Annotated in this window: 18 protein-coding genes; 14 read left to right on the top strand and 4 right to left on the bottom strand. The window is 73.7% G+C overall.

The genetic code is table 11. The features are described 5' to 3' along the window. Positions 1 to 6 precede the first annotated feature (6 nt). On the bottom strand, positions 7 to 1,806 hold the full coding sequence (locus tag ABEA81_RS03045) for a glycoside hydrolase family 127 protein (protein ID WP_345603065.1): 1,800 nt from the start codon (positions 1,804 to 1,806) through the stop codon (positions 7 to 9). A gap of 138 nt (positions 1,807 to 1,944) precedes the next feature. Between ABEA81_RS03045 and ABEA81_RS03040 the strand changes: the two genes are divergently transcribed. The 4 genes from ABEA81_RS03040 (at position 1,945) to ABEA81_RS03025 (ending at position 5,778) form a co-directional block, all read left to right on the top strand. Continuing rightward, on the top strand, positions 1,945 to 2,943 hold the full coding sequence (locus ABEA81_RS03040) for a LacI family DNA-binding transcriptional regulator (RefSeq protein WP_345603063.1): 999 nt from the start codon (positions 1,945 to 1,947) through the stop codon (positions 2,941 to 2,943). Positions 2,944 to 3,075: 132 nt separating this feature from the next. Then, entirely contained in the window at positions 3,076 to 4,068 is a 993-nt protein-coding gene (gene cofD, locus ABEA81_RS03035) for a 2-phospho-L-lactate transferase (RefSeq protein ID WP_345603062.1), read from the top strand. Beyond that, complete coding sequence (locus ABEA81_RS03030; protein WP_345603061.1) at positions 4,061 to 5,242, top strand: coenzyme F420-0:L-glutamate ligase; 1,182 nt, start codon at positions 4,061 to 4,063, stop codon at positions 5,240 to 5,242. Before cofD ends, ABEA81_RS03030 begins: the two co-directional genes overlap by 8 nt. Beyond that, positions 5,236 to 5,778, top strand: a complete 543-nt coding sequence (locus tag ABEA81_RS03025; RefSeq protein ID WP_345603060.1) for an NUDIX hydrolase — start codon at positions 5,236 to 5,238, stop codon at positions 5,776 to 5,778. Before ABEA81_RS03030 ends, ABEA81_RS03025 begins: the two co-directional genes overlap by 7 nt. A gap of 15 nt (positions 5,779 to 5,793) precedes the next feature. On the opposite strand, the gene ABEA81_RS03020 is transcribed toward ABEA81_RS03025, so the two are convergent. Next, positions 5,794 to 6,567 (bottom strand): site-2 protease family protein, encoded by a 774-nt coding sequence (locus ABEA81_RS03020; protein ID WP_345603058.1) that lies wholly within the window; start codon positions 6,565 to 6,567, stop codon positions 5,794 to 5,796. Between the two features lie 187 nt (positions 6,568 to 6,754). Here ABEA81_RS03020 and ABEA81_RS03015 point away from each other — a divergent pair, with 187 nt between their 5' ends. Further along, the gene (locus ABEA81_RS03015; RefSeq protein ID WP_425570438.1) at positions 6,755 to 7,066 is read left to right on the top strand and encodes a WhiB family transcriptional regulator; all 312 of its coding nucleotides are present in this window, start codon (positions 6,755 to 6,757) and stop codon (positions 7,064 to 7,066) included. Between the two features lie 4 nt (positions 7,067 to 7,070). Here the strand turns inward: ABEA81_RS03015 and ABEA81_RS03010 are convergent, their stop codons facing one another. After that, the gene (locus ABEA81_RS03010) at positions 7,071 to 7,550 is read right to left on the bottom strand and encodes a metallopeptidase family protein (RefSeq protein ID WP_345603055.1); all 480 of its coding nucleotides are present in this window, start codon (positions 7,548 to 7,550) and stop codon (positions 7,071 to 7,073) included. Between the two features lie 255 nt (positions 7,551 to 7,805). Here ABEA81_RS03010 and ABEA81_RS03005 point away from each other — a divergent pair, with 255 nt between their 5' ends. The 9 genes from ABEA81_RS03005 to ABEA81_RS02965 all read left to right on the top strand — a co-directional run bounded on the left by ABEA81_RS03005 (position 7,806) and on the right by ABEA81_RS02965 (position 16,078). After that, on the top strand, positions 7,806 to 8,162 hold the full coding sequence (locus ABEA81_RS03005) for a DUF3499 domain-containing protein (protein ID WP_345603054.1): 357 nt from the start codon (positions 7,806 to 7,808) through the stop codon (positions 8,160 to 8,162). Positions 8,163 to 8,351: 189 nt separating this feature from the next. Next, on the top strand, positions 8,352 to 9,707 hold the full coding sequence (locus ABEA81_RS03000; protein ID WP_345603053.1) for a phosphomannomutase/phosphoglucomutase: 1,356 nt from the start codon (positions 8,352 to 8,354) through the stop codon (positions 9,705 to 9,707). Positions 9,708 to 9,806: 99 nt separating this feature from the next. Next, complete coding sequence (locus ABEA81_RS02995) at positions 9,807 to 10,016, top strand: Trm112 family protein (protein WP_345603052.1); 210 nt, start codon at positions 9,807 to 9,809, stop codon at positions 10,014 to 10,016. A 2-nt stretch (positions 10,017 to 10,018) separates the two neighbouring features. Next, complete coding sequence (locus tag ABEA81_RS02990) at positions 10,019 to 11,113, top strand: SIS domain-containing protein (RefSeq protein ID WP_345603051.1); 1,095 nt, start codon at positions 10,019 to 10,021, stop codon at positions 11,111 to 11,113. Between the two features lie 16 nt (positions 11,114 to 11,129). Further along, positions 11,130 to 12,344: a mannose-6-phosphate isomerase, class I gene (manA, locus tag ABEA81_RS02985; RefSeq protein WP_345603049.1), complete on the top strand. Its 1,215-nt coding sequence runs from the start codon at positions 11,130 to 11,132 to the stop codon at positions 12,342 to 12,344. A gap of 126 nt (positions 12,345 to 12,470) precedes the next feature. Then, positions 12,471 to 13,391, top strand: a complete 921-nt coding sequence (locus ABEA81_RS02980; RefSeq protein ID WP_345603048.1) for a cation diffusion facilitator family transporter — start codon at positions 12,471 to 12,473, stop codon at positions 13,389 to 13,391. 53 nt (positions 13,392 to 13,444) lie between these two features. Next, positions 13,445 to 14,947, top strand: coding sequence for an amino acid permease (locus ABEA81_RS02975; RefSeq protein ID WP_345603047.1), 1,503 nt, complete (start codon positions 13,445 to 13,447; stop codon positions 14,945 to 14,947). Positions 14,948 to 14,990: 43 nt separating this feature from the next. After that, positions 14,991 to 15,299, top strand: coding sequence for an ArsR/SmtB family transcription factor (locus ABEA81_RS02970; protein WP_345603045.1), 309 nt, complete (start codon positions 14,991 to 14,993; stop codon positions 15,297 to 15,299). Next, the gene (locus ABEA81_RS02965; RefSeq protein WP_345603044.1) at positions 15,296 to 16,078 is read left to right on the top strand and encodes an SRPBCC family protein; all 783 of its coding nucleotides are present in this window, start codon (positions 15,296 to 15,298) and stop codon (positions 16,076 to 16,078) included. The genes ABEA81_RS02970 and ABEA81_RS02965 overlap by 4 nt, the downstream gene beginning before the upstream one ends. Positions 16,079 to 16,092: 14 nt before the next feature. Here ABEA81_RS02965 and ABEA81_RS02960 read toward each other — a convergent pair whose 3' ends face one another. Continuing rightward, positions 16,093 to 16,680, bottom strand: a complete 588-nt coding sequence (locus ABEA81_RS02960) for a uridine kinase family protein (protein ID WP_345603042.1) — start codon at positions 16,678 to 16,680, stop codon at positions 16,093 to 16,095. Positions 16,681 to 16,705: the final 25 nt, after the last annotated feature.

The raw sequence follows: 16,705 nt of genomic DNA, 5'->3' as shown, positions 1-16,705 counted from the left end.
GGGGCTCTAGGTGGTGGGGATCCAGACGCGCATCGGGGCGGGACCGCGGTTGGCCCACGCGTAGTACGGCACGAGGGTGAGCTCGCCCGCCGTGACGACCGTGACGCCGCCCAGCAGGTCCGGGCGGTGCTCGCTCACCCGCGGGGCGCCGAGGTCGATGCGCAGGTCGTCGACCGGGGTGTCGTGGTCGGCCTGCTCGGCCGCGTACACCAGCGGGCCGCGCTCCACTGCGACGCAGCCGCGCACGGCGTCGACGCGCGGGTGGGCGGTGGTGGTGCGCACCTCCATCGGCAGGCGCAGCTCCACGACGTCGCCCGCCGCGGCCTGCACCCGGACGTAGCCGGGCCCGGCGGGTGCGCCACCGACGGTGGCACCCTCCGCCCAGGCCGGCACGCGCAGCGACAGCGTGACCGGGCCGGGAGCGGCGTCGACGCGGACCCGCACCAGGCCGTCCCACGGGTACCCGGTCTCGACGGTCAGCGCGGTGTCGCCCGCGGTGACAGTGCCCGGCGCGTACTGGTGCAATTGCAGGCCAGAGTCATCGCGACTGGCGATGTAGCCCTCCAGGCCGGCGAGCGTGCGCATGACGTTGGGCGGGCAGCAGGCGCAGTCGAACCAGCCGCGGCGGCCGTGCGCCGGGGAGCGGTTGCCGTCGGCGTGGGCGTCGCTGCGGTGCTGCAGCGGGTTGACGTAGAAGTACTCGGTGCCGGCCAGGGAGACCCCGGACAGGAAGCCGTTGAACAGCATCCGCTCGATGGCGTCGGCGTAGCGGGCGTCGCCGGTGGCCAGCAGCATCCGCCACGCCCACTGGACGCCGCCGATCGCCGCGCACGTCTCGGCGTAGGCGCGGTCGGTGGGCAGCTCGTAGGGGTCGCCGAAGGCCTCGCGGTCCCAGCGGGAACCGAGCCCGCCGGTGACGTACATCTTGGTGGCGGTCATGTGGTCGAACTGCGTGCGCAGCGCGTCCAGCAGCCCGTCGTCGCCCAGCTCCGCGGCGAGGTCGGCGGCGCCCGCCGCGAGGTACACCGCCCGCACGGCGTGCCCCTCGACGGTGGTGGCCTCGCGCACCGGCACCCGGTCGGAGAAGTAGGTGGGTTCCTGGCCGTAGCCCGCCATGAGCCCGTGACCGCGCGCCTCGGTGAAGTAGCGGGCCAGCTCCAGGTGGCGCGGGTCGCCGGTCACGCGGTACAGCTCCACCAGCGCCATCTCGATCACCGGGTGCCCGTCGACGTCGTGGCGGCGGTCCTCGCCGAACGTGTCCGCGAGGTGGTCGGCGAGCTTCACCGCCACGTCGAGCAGCGCGGTGTCGCCGGTGCAGCGCACCTGCGCCACGGCGGCCTGGACGAGGTGCCCCGCGCAGTAGTGCTCGTGGCTCCACGGCAGGTCGGTGTAGCGCTGGTCGCGGTGGCGGACCTGCACCACCGAGTTGAGGTACCCGTCGTCCGACTGCGCCGCCGCGACGAGCGCGGTGACCTCCCGCTGCATCTCCAGCAGCGCGTCCGACGGCTCGCGGGCGTACTCCCACGCGACGGCCTCGAGCCACTTGTAGACGTCGGAGTCGGCGAAGACCGGGCCGATCGCCTCGCCGTCGGCCTGCCCGGCGGCGATGCGCAGGTTCTGGAGGTTGCCCGCCTCCTCCAGCCGCTGCCGCCCCAAAGGGATGGCCGACGCGTTGGCCCGCTGCCGGTCGGCCCAGAAGCCACCGATCCGGACGTCGCCGATGCCGAGCGGGCGTAGCGCCACCCGGGCCGCTGACGTCGGGGCCGCGGGCCTGCTCGTGCTGGTCGAGGGCGAGGTCGCCGTCATGCCACTCCCAATCTCGCGGAAAATTAGGAATTCGTTTTCCGAACGGACCGTAGGCGGGCGCCACGGCAGAGTCAAGCGGAACTCGGTTGCTCCCACGGGTAAGCTGCGATCGTTCGGAACGTACGGAAAGGAGTGCCGGTGACGAGTGGCCGTACCGGCGCCGTCCGCATCACCGACGTCGCGGCGCTGGCCGGGGTGTCACCCGGCACGGCGTCCAAGGCGCTGAACGACACCGGCCAGCTGCGCCGCGAGACGCGCGAGCGGGTCCGGCGCGCGGCCGAACAGCTCGGCTTCACCCCCGACGGCCGTGGCCGGGCCTTGTCGTCGGGGCGCAGCTACACGGTCGGGCTGATCACCACCGACAGCTCGGGCCGGTTCAGCATCCCGATCATGCTCGGCGCCGAGGACGCCCTCTCCGCGGGGGAGATGGCGCTGCTGCTCTGCGACACCCGCGACGACCCGGTGCGCGAGCAGCACTACGTCCGCACGCTGCTCGCCCGGCGCGTCGACGGGATCATCGTCACCGGACGGCGCACCGAGCCGCGGTCACCGATCAAGGTGCCGGTCCCGGTCGTGTACGCCTTCTCGGGTTCCACCGACCCGGCCGACGCCTCGGTCGTGGTGGACGACCGGGGCGGGGCGACCACGGCCGTCGGGCACCTCCTGGACATCGGCCGCACCGCGATCGCGCACGTCACGGGGCCGCAGCGGCACCGCAGCGCCGTCGAGCGCGCCGCGGCGGCGGCCGACACGGCAGGTGCGGCGTTCCGCGGCCCGGTGCTGTACGGGGAGTGGAGCGAGCGGTGGGGTCGCGGCGCGGTCGACCTGCTTCTGCGCGCCCACCCCGACCTCGACGCCGTGTCGTGCGGCAGCGACCAGATCGCCCGCGGGGTCTGCGAGCGGCTCCGCGAGCTGGGCAGGCGCATCCCCGACGACGTGGCCGTCACCGGGTACGACAACTGGGACGTGATGGCGCTGGCCTGCCGTCCCCCGCTCACCACCGTGGACATGGAGCTGGAGGAGCTGGGCAGGCGGGCCGCGCGGATGCTGCTCGACGCGGTGGCCCGGCACCCCCACCACGGCACCCTGGAGATGCCGGCCCGCCTGGTGATCCGCGCCTCCACCCTGCCCGACTGACCCCTCCGGCCGGCCCGCGTGATCACCGCGGCCTTCGCGCGCTTCGCCGTGGGAGGTGCTCCGGCTGCCGCGCCCGCGGCCGTGGAACCCGGAGCAGCGGAGGGGCGATCACGCGCGCGTAGGCTCGCGCGCGTGAAGGTCACGGTGCTGGTGGGCGGTGTTGGTGGCGCCCGGTTCCTGCTCGGGGTGAAGGCGGCGCTCGGGCTGCCCGCGGTCGGCGAGGGCGACCCGGGTCACGAGGTCACCGCGGTCGTGAACGTCGGCGACGACGTGTGGATGCACGGAGTCCGCATCTGTCCCGACCTCGACACCTGCATGTACACCCTCGGCGGCGGTATCGACACCGAACGCGGCTGGGGCCGGGTCGGTGAGACGTGGACGGTGCGCGACGAGCTCGCCGCCTACGGTGCCGACCCCACCTGGTTCGGCCTCGGTGACCGGGACCTCGCCACCCACCTCGTCCGCAGCCGGATGCTGCGCGCGGGCTACGCGCTCTCGGATGTCACCGCAGCGCTGTGCGACCGCTGGCGTCCGGGCGTCCGGCTGCTCCCGGCCACCGACGACCGGGTGGAGACGCACGTGGTCGTGGACGACCCGGACACGGGCCCGCAGGCGCGCAAGGCGATCCACTTCCAGGAGTGGTGGGTACGGCACCACGCCGAGCCGACCGCGCACGAGATCGTCTCGGTCGGCGCGGACCGGGCGAGCGTGCTGCCGGCGGCCCGGGACGCGATCCGGGACGCCGACGCCGTGCTGCTCGCGCCGTCCAACCCGGTGGTGAGCATCGGCACGATCCTCGCCGTCCCCGGTGTGCGCGACGCGCTGCGCGAGACGACGGCGAAGGTCGTCGGGCTCTCGCCGATCGTCGGCGGCAAACCGGTGCGCGGGATGGCCGACGCCTGCCTCACCGCGATCGGCGTCGAGACCACCGCTGAGGCCGTCGGCCGGCACCTCGGGGCGCGCGCCGACGGGGGCGTGCTCGACGGCTGGCTCGTGCACAGCGGCGACACCGCCGACGTTCCCGGGGTCGACGTGCGGTCCGTGCCGCTGCTGATGACCGACGTCGAGGCCACCGCGGAGATGGCGCGGCGCGCCCTGGAGCTCGCGGGGACCACCGTTGCGTGATCACGCCGCTCCCGAGGGGATCACCGTCCTGCCGGTCCGCGGGCTCCCCGAGTTCCGTCCCGGGGACGACCTCGCCGGTGCGCTGGCCGCTGCGGCGCCGTGGCTCGAGGACGGCGACGTCGTGGTCGTCACGTCGAAGGTCTTCTCCAAGGCGGAGGGCAGGCTCGTTCCCGCGCCCGCCGACCCGGAGGCCCGCGACGCGCTGCGCCGCGAGCTCGTCGACGCCGAAACCGAGCGCGTCCTCGCCCGGCGCGGGCGCACGCTGATCGTGGCGGGCAAGCTCGGCATCGTGCAGGCCGCGGCCGGGGTCGACGGCTCCAACGTGCGGCGCGACGAGCTCGCGCTGCTCCCGGCCGACCCGGACGCGAGCGCCGCGAGGCTGCGCGCCGACCTGCGGCGGCTGCGCGGGGTCGACGTCGCGGTGGTCGTCACCGACACCATGGGACGCACCTGGCGGGTGGGGCAGACCGACGTGGCGATCGGTTCGGCCGGCCTGCCCGTTCTGCACCGCTACGAGGGCACGCACGACGCCGAGGGCAACGAGCTGCTCGTCACCGAGGTGGCGCTGGCCGACGAGCTGGCGGCGGCCGCCGACCTGGTGAAGGGGAAGCTCGGTGGGCTGCCCGTGGCGGTCGTCCGCGGGTTGCACCCGGTGGACGACGGGTCCACCGCACGCGACCTCGTCCGCCCGGTCGAGGAGGACCTGTTCTCGCTCGGCACCGAGGAGGCCATCGCCCAAGGGCGGCGGGAGGCCCTGCTGCTGCCCCGCGACGTCCACGACTTCGGCGACGACCCGGTGGACGAGGCGGCCCTCCGGCGTGCGGTGGGGGTCGCGCTCGCCGCGTCCGCCGCGCCCGTGCGGTTCGCGTGGGTGCGTGACCCGGCCCGCCGGGCCGCGTTCCTCGACGCCGTCGGCGCCGAGGACGAACCGCCCGAGCTGGTGGTGGTCCTCGGCGACGGTTCGCCGGGCGAGGACGCGGCCGTGCAGGCCTTCCTCGTGGCGGTGGCCGCCGAGGGGCTCGGTGCGCGCTGGACGGCGACCGACGCGGTGGACGCCGTCGGCGACGTCCCACCCGGCCTGCGGCCGCTCGGCGTCGCCGCCGTCGGGGTGCCGGCCGAGCCGCTGCAGCCGCGCCCACCGGGCGACCCGGGCGCCGGGCTGGTCGAGTGGTAGCGCCCGCCACCGCGGCCGCCGAGCTGCGGGCGTGGGACCCGGTGGACGCCGGCCAGCAGGGCCTGCGGCACGCGCTGCTCGCCTTCCTCGACGCGCGCCCGGAGGACGCGTGCTCGCGCTCCTGCGTGCCCGGCCACCTCACCGCGTCCGCGCTCGTGGTCGACGCCGCCGCCCAGCACACGCTGCTCACCCTGCACCCGCGCGTGGGGCGCTGGATCCAGCTGGGCGGGCACTGCGAGCCCGGCGACGCGTCCCTCGCCGACGCGGCCCTGCGCGAGGCCACCGAGGAGTCGGGCATGGCCGGGCTCGTGCTCGACCCGGAGCCGCTGCACGTGGACGTCCACCCGATCACCTGCTCGCTCGGGCTGCCCACGCGCCACCTCGACGTCCGGTTCCTCGTGCGGGCGCCGGCCGGCGCCGTGCCGCGGATCAGCGCCGAGTCCGACGACCTGCGCTGGTGGCCGCTGGACGCGCTGCCCGGCGGAACCGACACCGTGCCGGCGATGGTCGCCGCCGCCCGCCGCCGCCTCTCCTGATCCGCCTCCGGACGGTCAGCGCCAGAAGAGGAGCTCCCCGTAGCCGGCGAACGCGAGCGTGGCCTCGCCGCCGACCGCGGCGAAGACCGCGCCGCCGACCTGGAAGAACGCCGAGCTGACGCCCGGTACGCCGATGATCAGCAGGAACAGCACCAGCGGCGCCCACGGCCGCACCCGCGCCGCCATCCGGCGCGCGTTCGGGGAGAGGAACGGCTCGATCACGCCGAACCCGTCGAGGCCGGGGATCGGGAGGATGTTGAGGACGAACGCGATCACCTGGATGAACGCGAGGCACGACAGCCCGACGGCGAGCCCGATCGGCATCTCCACCAGTGCGACGGCCGCGGTGAGCACCGCGCCGAGCACCAGGTTGGTCGCGGGGCCCGCCAGCGACACGAGGCTCCGCGCGCCCCGGGACCGGATCGCGGCGTGGTCGATCCACACCGCGCCACCGGGGAGCGGGATCCCGCCGATGAGGAGGATCAGGATCGGGAGCACCAGCGACAGGCCGAGATCGGCGTAGCGGCGGATGTCGAGGGTGAGGTAGCCCTTGGCGCGCACCGAGCGGTCGCCCGCGCGATAGGCGACGATGGCGTGCCCGAACTCGTGCAGGCACAGCGACACGGCCCACCCGCCGAGCACGAGCAGCACGACCCCCGTCGTGAGCAGCACCGGGGTGCCCTCGGTGGCCGCGGTCGGCGTGCCGATCACGGTGAGTAGGGCCCCGGCCGCCGTGATCACCACGAGCAGCAGGAACCACGGGCTGACCCGATGAGGTTCGACACGCACCGGATCATTGTGCTGAACAAGCGACCGACCGGGTGGACTGCATCACCCGGTCGGCAGCTTCAGCTTGCGAACCTCGAACCGACAGCGCTGTACTTACATCGCTGTCATTCCCAGCCCGTAGGGTTGGTGGCAGCCACGCCGGGGGCGCGCGGGGAGGTGGGCAATAGTGAATGTGATCACAGCCACGATGGGGCTGGTCGAAACCTCAGCGGGAGTGCCGGATCCGGCCACCGACCCGTTCGGCGAAGCCATCGTCGCCCTTGCCGAGGAGGACGGCGAGGAGCAGGACTGGCAGGAGCGTGCGCTGTGCGCACAGACGGACCCGGAGGCGTTCTTCCCGGAGAAGGGCGGCTCCACGCGGGAGGCCAAGCGCATCTGCTCGGGCTGCGAGGTCCGGGCGGAGTGCCTCGAGTACGCCCTGGCGCACGACGAGCGCTTCGGGATCTGGGGCGGGCTCTCGGAGCGCGAGCGGCGCAGGCTGCGCCGCGCGGCCTCCTGAGCCGCTAGCTCTCGCCGCCGTCGACGGCGTCGGGCTCGATGTTGAGGTACTCGGCCACCTGCTCGACGAGCACCTCGTGCAGGAGGTCGGCGAGATCGGCGCCGTCGCGGGCCCGCGCTTCGAGGGGCCTGCGGTAGATCACGATGCGGGCCCGTGACGGCAACCCCTCCGGGTCGACGCCCGCGGGCACGAGCTGCGCGAGCGGCACGCCGACGTCGGCGAGCACGCCCTGGCCCCAGACCACGTCGTCCGGCGAGGTCTCCTCGACCTCCGGGACCTCGTCGACGGCGAGGTCGAGGTCGGAGAGCTCGGATCCCCAGCGCAGCTCGATCGGCTCGAGCGCTTCCAGGACCATCGCGTCGAACTTCTCGGCCCGGGTGCGCGAGGCCGGGGTGGTGGCGGGGTACATCAGCCCGCGCAGGCCGCGACCCCGGCGGTCCCGCCTCCGGGGAGAGCGGCGCAGCGTGCGGCGCGCGGTCGTCACCCCGTGAATGCTACGGCCCCGCGGTCGCCCGCCCCACTCCGCGACACCGCCGCGGCGGCGACACCACCCGGCCCGGCGATGGTCGTCGGCCGGCACCTCGGGCGGGACGACTCGGCCGGCCGAACGCGCGACTCCCCCGAACGGACGCGCGGCTCGCCGGGATGGCCGAACCGCTCGCCGGGTAGGGGGAGTCAGTCGCGGACGGCCGCGCGTCGCGGCGGGGTAGCGGGGGCCGGACGGGGTATCGTCCCCGACGTGCTGAGTGTGCGGCGGTGTTCACGAACCGGGTGCACCGAGCCCGCGGTGGCCACGCTCACCTACGTCTACGCCGATTCCACGGCGGTCGTCGGCCCGCTGGCCACGCAGGCCGAGCCCCATTCCTACGACCTGTGCACCCAGCACGCCCACCGCCTTACGGCGCCGCGGGGCTGGGAGGTCGTGCGGTTCGAGGGCGAGTTCGCGCCGCCGCAGCACAACAGCGACGACCTCACCGCCCTCGCCGAGGCGGTGCGGGAGGCCGGGCGTGCCGACCGGCCCGTTGATCCGGTGCCTACCACGGGCACGGGGCGGCGGGGTCATCTGCGGGTCCTCCCCGGGCCCGCGGAGGACTGAGGGAGCGCCTCGCTAGCGGCCCCCGCCGGACGTCCGGTGCGTAGATCGGCGGATCCAGGTTTTCGGTGGGTGCGCCGGCGGACCGGCCTCGTATTGGACATACTCGGCGGTTCGGCGGTGCGGCCAGCGGGAACCTGGGCCGTCGAGGTATGTGCGGGACGTCCGGTGGGGGTCGCTAGGGTCTGTCCCGTGGCAGATCTCGGCGCGATCGTGAAGGCGTATGACATCCGCGGTGTGGTCGGCGAGCAGCTCGACGCCTCCACCGTCAGGGACATCGGTGCGGCGATGGCCGCGCTCGTACGGGACGAGGGCGCGCAGGGCGTCGTGATCGGCCACGACATGCGCGACAGCTCTCCGCAGCTCTCGGCCGCGTTCGCCGAGGGCGTCACCGGGCAGGGCCTCGACGTCGTCTCCATCGGGCTCGCGAGCACCGACATGCTCTACTTCGCATCGGGCACCCTCGGCCTGCCCGGCGCGATGTTCACCGCCAGCCACAACCCGGCCAAGTACAACGGCATCAAGCTCTGCCGCGCGGGCGCCACGCCGATCGGGCAGGACACCGGGCTCGCCACGATCCGGGCCGCCGTCGAGGCGGGGGTGTTCGCCGGGCCGGGTGGCGGCACGGTCAGCAACCGTGAGCTGCTCTCGGAGTACGCGGCGTACCTGCGCAAGCTCGTCGACCTCAGCGGGTCCCGCCGGCTGCGCGTGGTGGTCGACGCGGGCAACGGCATGGGCGGCCACACGGTGCCCGCCGTGTTCGAGCCGCTGCCGTTCGACGTCGTGCCGATGTACTTCGAGCTCGACGGCACGTTCCCCAACCACGAGGCCAACCCGCTCGACCCGGCCAACCTCGTCGACCTGCAGAAGCGCGTCGTCGCCGAGGGCGCCGACATCGGCCTCGCGTTCGACGGCGACGCCGACCGCTGCTTCGTGATCGACGAGCGCGGCGAACCGGTGAGCCCGAGCGCGATCACGGGGATCGTCGCCGTCCGCGAGCTGGCCAAGGACCCGGGCGCCAGTGTCATCCACAACCTGATCACGTCCAAGGCGGTGCCCGAGATCGTCCTCGAGCACGGCGGCACACCCGTGCGCACGCGCGTCGGGCACTCGTTCATCAAGCAGACGATGGCCGAGACCGGCGCGGTGTTCGGTGGCGAGCACTCGGCGCACTACTACTTCCGCGACTTCTGGAAGGCCGACTCCGGCATGCTGGCCGCGCTGCACGTGCTCGCGGCGCTCGCCGAGCAGGACGCGCCGCTGTCGCAGCTGATGGCCGTCTACGAGCGCTACTCCGCCTCCGGCGAGATCAACTCGACGGTGGCCGACCAGGCCGAGCGGATCGCCGCGGTCAAGCAGGCGTACGGCGCGCGCGAGGGGGTCGAGTTCGACGAGCTCGACGGGCTCACGGTGAGCCTGCCGGACGGCTCGTGGTTCAACCTGCGCCCGTCCAACACCGAGCCGCTGCTGCGGTTGAACGTCGAGGCCGCCGACGCCGCCGCGATGGCGGCGCTGCGCGACGAGGTGCTCGGGGTGGTCCGCGCCTAGCCGCGGCGCCCGATTTCCGGGCAGCCGAACCGGGCGGACCGCGCCGCGCACTGGCAACATCGCGGTCAGTTCCGCGTGCCCTTGCGAAGGAGGAGGCTCGTGGCCGTACAGCTCGACCCCCAGCTCATGGAGATCCTGGCCTGCCCGTCCGACGACCACGCCCCGCTGCGGGCCGGCACGCCGGCCGACCCCGATGCCGACGTGCTCACCTGCACCGAGTGCGGGCGCGGGTTCCCGATCGTCGACGGGATCCCGGTGCTGTTGCTGGACGAGGCGATCCCGCCCGACCCGGCGTCGGCCGGCGGCTGACCGTGCTCGACGACACCCTGCTCGCCGACCCGCGGGCGCTGGCGGCGCTCGACACGGGCGGTGTGCTGCGTTCGGCGGCGACTGCGGGCGCGCAGGTGAGGTCGGCCGCGCAGGGCGCCACCGAGGCGGGCGTCGGCGAGCTCGCAGGCCACCGGCCGCGCGCGCTGGTGCTGCTGCACCGGCCGGGTGCGTCGGCCACGGCCTTCGGGATCCTGGCCGCGCTGCTGGGCCCGGCGGCGCCGGTGCCGGTCGTCCTCACCGACGCCACGCCGTCCTGGATCGGGCCGCTCGACGTCGTGGTGGCCCACACCGCGGAGGCCACCGACGCCGAACTCGCCGACAGCGTCGTGCTCGCCGTGCGCCGCGGTGCCGAGGTGGTGCTGTCCTCGCCCGGCGAGGGGCCGGTGGCGTCGGCGGGCGCTGGCCGGGCCCGGCTGGTGGAGCCGCGCATCCCGGTGCCGCCCGGGCTGGACCTGCCGCGGGCGCTGGCCGTCGGCCTCGCCGCCATCCGCGCCCTCGGCCTGCTCGACGCGCCCCTCGACCTGGGGATGGACGCGGTCGCCGACGCCCTCGACGCCGAGGCCGAGCGCAACCAGCCCGGCCACGAACCGTTCATGAACCCGGCCAAGTCGCTCGCGCTCCGCCTCGCCGACCACACCCCGCTACTGTGGGGCACCGACCGGCTCGCGGCGGCCGTCGCCGCTCACGGGGCCACCGCGCTCGCCACGCACGCCGGCGTCGTCGCCCATTCCGCAGAGGTCACCGAGGGGGCCGGGGCCACCGCGCTCGTGCGTGCGCTCGACCGCGAGGCCTCCGGCACCGACATCTTCCGCGACCCGTTCGCCGATCCGGACGGATCCGCCGATGCACCCCCCGTCCGGCTCGTGCTACTGGCCACCGGGGAGGATGATCCCGGTCAGGTGACGCTGCGGCGTGCCGGGCGCGGATGGCCGGCGGCCGACGTGCAGCACCCGGTGGACGAGGTTGCGCGCGGCACCCGGCACGCGGCCCTGCTCCGGGCCGCGCTGCTCGCGTCCCGGCTGGACGTGGCCGCGGTGTACCTGGGACTGGCCACCCGCACCATCGAGCCTGCCTGAGGAGAGCTGACCGGACGTGGAGCTGCTGGACAACCCCGTGCGTGCCTACGCGTGGGGCTCGCGCACGATGATTCCCGACCTGCTGGGGCAGGAGGTGCCCTCGGCGCATCCGCAGGCGGAGATGTGGCTCGGGGCCCATCCGGCCGACCCGTCGCACCTCGTCCACTCGGACGGGGGCCGCACCTCGCTGCTCGACGCACTGGGCGCCGACCCGAAGCAGCTGCTCGGACCCGAGCGCAGCGAGCGCTGGGACTCCACGCTGCCGTACCTGCTCAAGGTGCTGGCCGCCGACGAGCCGCTGTCGCTGCAGGCGCACCCGAGCCTGGAGCAGGCCCGGGAGGGGTTCGCCCGCGAGGAGGCCGCGGGGATCGCCCGTGACGCGGCCGACCGCAACTACAAGGACGCCAACCACAAGCCCGAGCTGATCTGCGCGCTCACCGAGTTCCACGCGCTCGTCGGCTTCCGCGACCCGGCCGTCACGGTGCGGCTGCTGCGGGCCCTCGGGGTTCGCGAGCTGGCCGGGCACGCCGAGCTGCTGGCCGCCCAGCCCGACGCCGACGGCCTGCGCGCCCTCTTCACGACCTGGATCACGCTGCCGCAGGCCGTGCTCGACACGCTCGTGCCCGCGCTGCAGGAAGGCTGCGTCGGCCTCGCGGGCGGCGACGGCGAGTTCTCCACCGAGGCGCGCACCGCCCTCGAACTGTCGGAGCGCTACCCGGGCGACGCGGGCGTACTGGCCGCGCTGCTGCTCAACCGGGTCACGATCGAGCCGGGCGAGGCCCTGTACCTGCCCGCGGGCAACCTGCACATGTACCTGTCCGGGGCGGGCATCGAGCTCATGGCCAACTCGGACAACGTGCTGCGGGGCGGGCTCACCCCCAAGCACGTGGACGTGCCGGAGCTGCTGCGCGTGCTCGACTTCCACGCCACGCCCCCACCGATCGTCGCCGGGAAGCCGGACGGCGACTGGGTGCGCTACGACACCCCGGCAGAGGAGTTCCTGCTCCGCCGCTTCGACGGCGCCCCGGGCGCTCCCGTGCCCGTGCCCGACGGCGGACCGCGCATCGTGCTCTGCACCGCGGGGAAGGCGTACGTGCGGTCCCTCGGCGGCGAGCTGGAGATCGGCCGCGGCGCCTCGCTGTGGCTGAGCGCCACCGACACCGCCGTCACGGTCGAGCCGCGCGCCGACGGCACCCAGCTCTTCCTGGCGAGCGACTCCCTCGAGGCCTGACCAACCCGTGAGCGGATACGAGTGCTGGAGCACTCGTATCCACTCACGACCTCATCTGCTGGCGGAGATCGTCGACCAGGCCATCCTCCCGGCTGTCGGGATTCGTCCGGTCTAGGCTTTTGCTCCATGGCAGCAGGTGGGGGAACGCGGGCGATCGTGGCGGCTTTGCTGGCCAACGCGGGGATCGCGCTCGCGAAGTTCATCGGGTTCCTGGTCACCGGGTCGTCCTCGATGCTCGCCGAGGCCGTGCACTCGGTCGCCGACACGTCCAACCAGGGTCTGCTCCTGCTCGGCGGGCGCACGGCGCGGCGAGCGGCCACCCCGGAGCACCCCTTCGGCTACGGCCGCGACCGGTACTTCTACTCGTTCGTCGTCGCGCTGCTGCTGTTCACGCTCGGCTCGGTGTTCGCGATCTACGAGGGCATCCACAAGCTGGAGTCCCACGAGCCGCTCACGTCGCCGATCGTCGCGGTGCTGATCCTGCTGGTCGCGATCGCGCTGGAGGGGTTCTCGTTCCGCACGGCGATCCACGAGTCCCGTCCCCTGAAAGCCAGGGCCACCTGGTGGCAGTTCATCCGCCAGGCGAAGGTGCCGGAGCTGCCGGTGGTGCTGCTGGAGGACTTCGGCGCGCTCGTGGGGCTGGTCTTCGCCCTGCTCGGCGTCGGTCTCAGCGTCCTCACCGGCGACCCGGTGTGGGACGCCGTCGGTACGATCTGCATCGGTGTGCTGCTCGGCGTCATCGCGGTCATCCTGATCGTCGAGATGAAGAGCCTGCTCATCGGCGAGGGTGTCGCACCGCCGGTGCTCGCGGACATCTGCTCGGCCCTGGAGACGGGCGACGTGCAGCGCGTCATCCACATCAGGACCCAGTACCTCGGCCCGGAGGAGCTGCTGGTGGCCGCGAAGATCGCGCTCGCGCCCGGCCTGCCGCTGGAGGGCGTCGCGGCCGCCATCGACGCCGCCGAGGCCAGGGTGCGCGAACGCGTGCCGGTCGCCCGGTTGATCTACCTGGAGCCGGACCTCGACCGGGCCACTCTGGCGGGCTGACCACCCCTTCTGCAGGATTGGCCGCCCACAGGGCCGACGGTTAGGTTGCCCGGATGGCCCTCGGCGAGACCCGCAACGGGATCATGCGTACCAAGTCGGTCGAGCAGTCGATCGCCGACACCGACGATCCGGACACCAAGCTCCGCAAGGACCTGACGACCTGGGACCTGATCGTCTTCGGCGTCGCGGTCGTGGTCGGGGCCGGCATCTTCACCCTGACCGCGAGCACCGCCGGCAATGTGGCGGGCCCCTCGGTCTCGCTGGCGTTCGTCCTCGCGGCGATCGCGTGCGGCCTCGCCGCGCTCTGCTACGCCGAGTTCGCCTCCACGGTGCCGGTGGCGGGCAGCGCCTACACGTACTCCTACGCAACCTTCGGCGAGTTCATCGCGTGGATCATCGGCTGGGACCTGGTGCTGGAGTTCGCCGTGGCGGCCGCTGTGGTGGGTAAGGCCTGGTCGGAGTACCTGCAGACCGTCTTCAAGCAGTTCGGCGCCGACGTGCCCACCACGGTGACCGTCGGAGGCGTCGACGTCGACTGGGGCGTACTGCTGCTCGTCGCCGTGCTCACGACCCTGCTCGCGCTCGGAACGAAGCTCTCCAGCCGGTTCAGCATGGTGATCACGACGATCAAGGTGGGGATCGTCCTCTTCGTGATCGTCCTCGGGTTCTTCTACATCAACGCCGCGAACTACAGCCCGTTCCTCCCGCCGCCCGCCCCGGCCACCGCGTCCGACTCCGGCCTGCAGCAGTCGCTGCTCTCGGTGCTCGGCGGCGGGGCGAACAGCACGTACGGGGTGTACGGCCTGCTCGCCGCGGCGTCGCTGGTGTTCTTCGCGTTCATCGGGTTCGACATCGTCGCGACGACGGCCGAGGAGACCAAGAACCCGCAGCGGTCCGTCCCTCGCGGCATCCTCGGATCGCTGGCCATCGTCACGGTGCTCTACGTGGGTGTCTCCCTGGTGCTCACCGGGATGGTGCCCTACACGGACCTCCAGACCCAGCCGGACGGCACCCGGGCCACGCTCGCCACGGCCTTCGCCACGCTCGGCGTGGACTGGGCGGCCACGATCATCGCGATCGGCGCGCTCGCCGGCCTCACCACCGTGGTCATGGTGCTGTTGCTCGGGCAGGTCCGCGTGGCCTTCGCAATGGCGCGCGACGGGCTGCTGCCGCGCTGGCTCGCGCACACCGGCGCGCACGGCACGCCCTACCGAGCCACCTTGGTCGTCGGTGCGATCGTGGCGGTCGTCGCCACGTTCTTCCCCATCGGGGCGCTGGAGGAGATGGTCAACATCGGCACGCTGTTCGCGTTCGTGCTGGTGTCGATCGGTGTGCTGATCCTGCGGCGCACCCGTCCGGACCTCCCGCGGGCGTTCCGCACACCCCTCGTGCCGTTGGTGCCGATCCTCTCCGTGCTGGCATGCCTCTGGCTGATGATCAACCTGACGGTCGAAACCTGGCTGCGGTTCGTCATCTGGATGGTGATCGGCCTCGTCGTCTACTTCGCCTACGGACGCTCGCACTCGATGCTGGGTCGGCGTGCACGTCAGCGATGAACATGCACTTGCAGCTATATAGCTCTAGAGGTATGTTCGCCAGGTGACGTTCGAGGTGCTCGCGGAACCGGTCCGCCGGCGGATCCTCGACCTGTTGCGGGAGCGCCCGCGTCTGGTCGGGGAGCTCACCGCCGAGCTCGGGCTCAGCCAGCCGGGCACGTCCAAGCACCTGCGGGTGCTGCGCGAGGCAGGGCTGGTGAAGGTGCGGGCCGATGCGCAGCGGCGGTGGTACGAGCTCGACCCGGCGCCGCTCGCCGAGGTCGACGAGTGGCTCGCGCCGTACCGCTGGATGTGGGCCGACCGGTTCGACGCCCTCGAGCGGCACCTCGATGCCGACCCGGAGGAGACATGACCGAGAGCCTGCAGACCAGCGAAGGACGTTCCGTGCTGCGCATGGAGCGGTGGCTGAAGCACCCGCCGGAGAAGGTCTGGAAGGCGGTGACGGAGCCGGACCGGCTCGCGGACTGGTTCCCCGGGAACGTCACGCTCGACCTGCGGGCGGGCGGTGCGCTCACCTTCGAGCTGGACGGTGATGGCGATACGGGCACCATCACCGACCTCGACCCGCCGCGCCTGATCGCCTACACGTGGGGCACGGACCACCTGCGCTGGGAGATCCATCCGGACGGCGAGGGCACCCGGCTGGTCCTGCTGCACACGTTCGACGACCGCGCGGGCGCGGCGAGCTTCGGTGCCGGCTGGCACACCTGCATCGTGGCGCTGGACCTCGCACTCGACGGGCGCCCCGGCACCGACCCCGGCGTGGACGACATCGCGCTGCACGAGCGGCTCGTCGCGCAGTTCGGGCTGGATGCCGGCACCGTCGAGACCGGGGCCGACGGCTGGCGGGTGCGGCACGAGCGCCAGCTCACCCGCCCGGTCGAGGGGGTGTGGGGCGTGCTCGCCGAGCTGGCCCCGCCGGGCGCCTCCGCCCGCGAGCACGTGCTGGAGCACGACGCCGAGGAGGGCGGCTCGGTGCGGTGGGAGCTGGTGGCCGGTACCGGGCACGGCGCCCGGCTGGTGCTCACCCACACCGGAACGGGGGGCGATCCCGATGCGGCGCTCGCCGCCGACCGCGCGCGCATCGCGGACCTGCTGGAGCGCCTGGCGTCGGTGCCGACCGGCCGCTGAGCGCCCGCAGGCGGCTACCCGGGGAGCAGCACCAGCTCCCGGGCCGGGTCGTGGGGTGGCGTCGGCGCGCCGTCGACGCGGATGTCCGCCCGGAGCGCCGTCCCCTCGACCGCGAAGTGGGCCTCCTCCTGCCGGGCCCACCGTTCCCAGTGCGGGCGGTACGTCTCGCCGTCGCGGGCGATCCCGCGCCGGAACCGCTCGTCACGGGGCGCCTCGATCCACACGAGCAGGACGGCCCGATCGGCGATGAGGCGCGCCCCGCAACCCGCGCCCTCGACGACGAGCACCTCCGGGATCCCGAGGTCGTGGGCCTCGGCGAACCCGCCGCGGTGCCAGTCGTAGCGGCGGTAGGCGGCGGAGCGGCCCGCGGCCAGCGGCGCCACCACCTGCTCGTGCAGCAGCGGGACGGAGGCGGCGAGCCCGTCCCACCCGGGGTAGATGTCGTCCATGTGCAGCACCGGTGGGTCGTCGAGCGCCGCGGCGAGCCGGGCGGCGAGCGTCGTCTTCCCGGAGCCCGACGGGCCGTCGATGCAGACGAGGCGGGTCGGGCCGCACCGGGGAGCCGCCGTGCGTACCCGCTGGGCGAGCGCGGCGATCTCCACGACGGCAGGTTACGTGGCGGCGGCC

This window comes from Pseudonocardia adelaidensis (assembly GCF_039543345.1).
Lineage (GTDB): Bacteria > Actinomycetota > Actinomycetes > Mycobacteriales > Pseudonocardiaceae > Pseudonocardia > Pseudonocardia adelaidensis.
This window is presented reverse-complemented; position numbering and strand designations above follow the sequence as displayed.

What these genes read in the sequence shown, in the direction of transcription:
- ABEA81_RS03045 (WP_345603065.1), bottom strand. Translation starts at nt 1,806, where the DNA reads ATGACGGCGACCTCGCCCTCGACCAGCACGAGCAGGCCCGCGGCCCCG.
- ABEA81_RS03015 (WP_425570438.1), top strand. Translation starts at nt 6,755, where the DNA reads ATGGGGCTGGTCGAAACCTCAGCGGGAGTGCCGGATCCGGCCACCGAC.
- ABEA81_RS02980 (WP_345603048.1), top strand. Translation starts at nt 12,471, where the DNA reads ATGGCAGCAGGTGGGGGAACGCGGGCGATCGTGGCGGCTTTGCTGGCC.
- ABEA81_RS02975 (WP_345603047.1), top strand. Translation starts at nt 13,445, where the DNA reads ATGGCCCTCGGCGAGACCCGCAACGGGATCATGCGTACCAAGTCGGTC.
- ABEA81_RS02965 (WP_345603044.1), top strand. Translation starts at nt 15,296, where the DNA reads ATGACCGAGAGCCTGCAGACCAGCGAAGGACGTTCCGTGCTGCGCATG.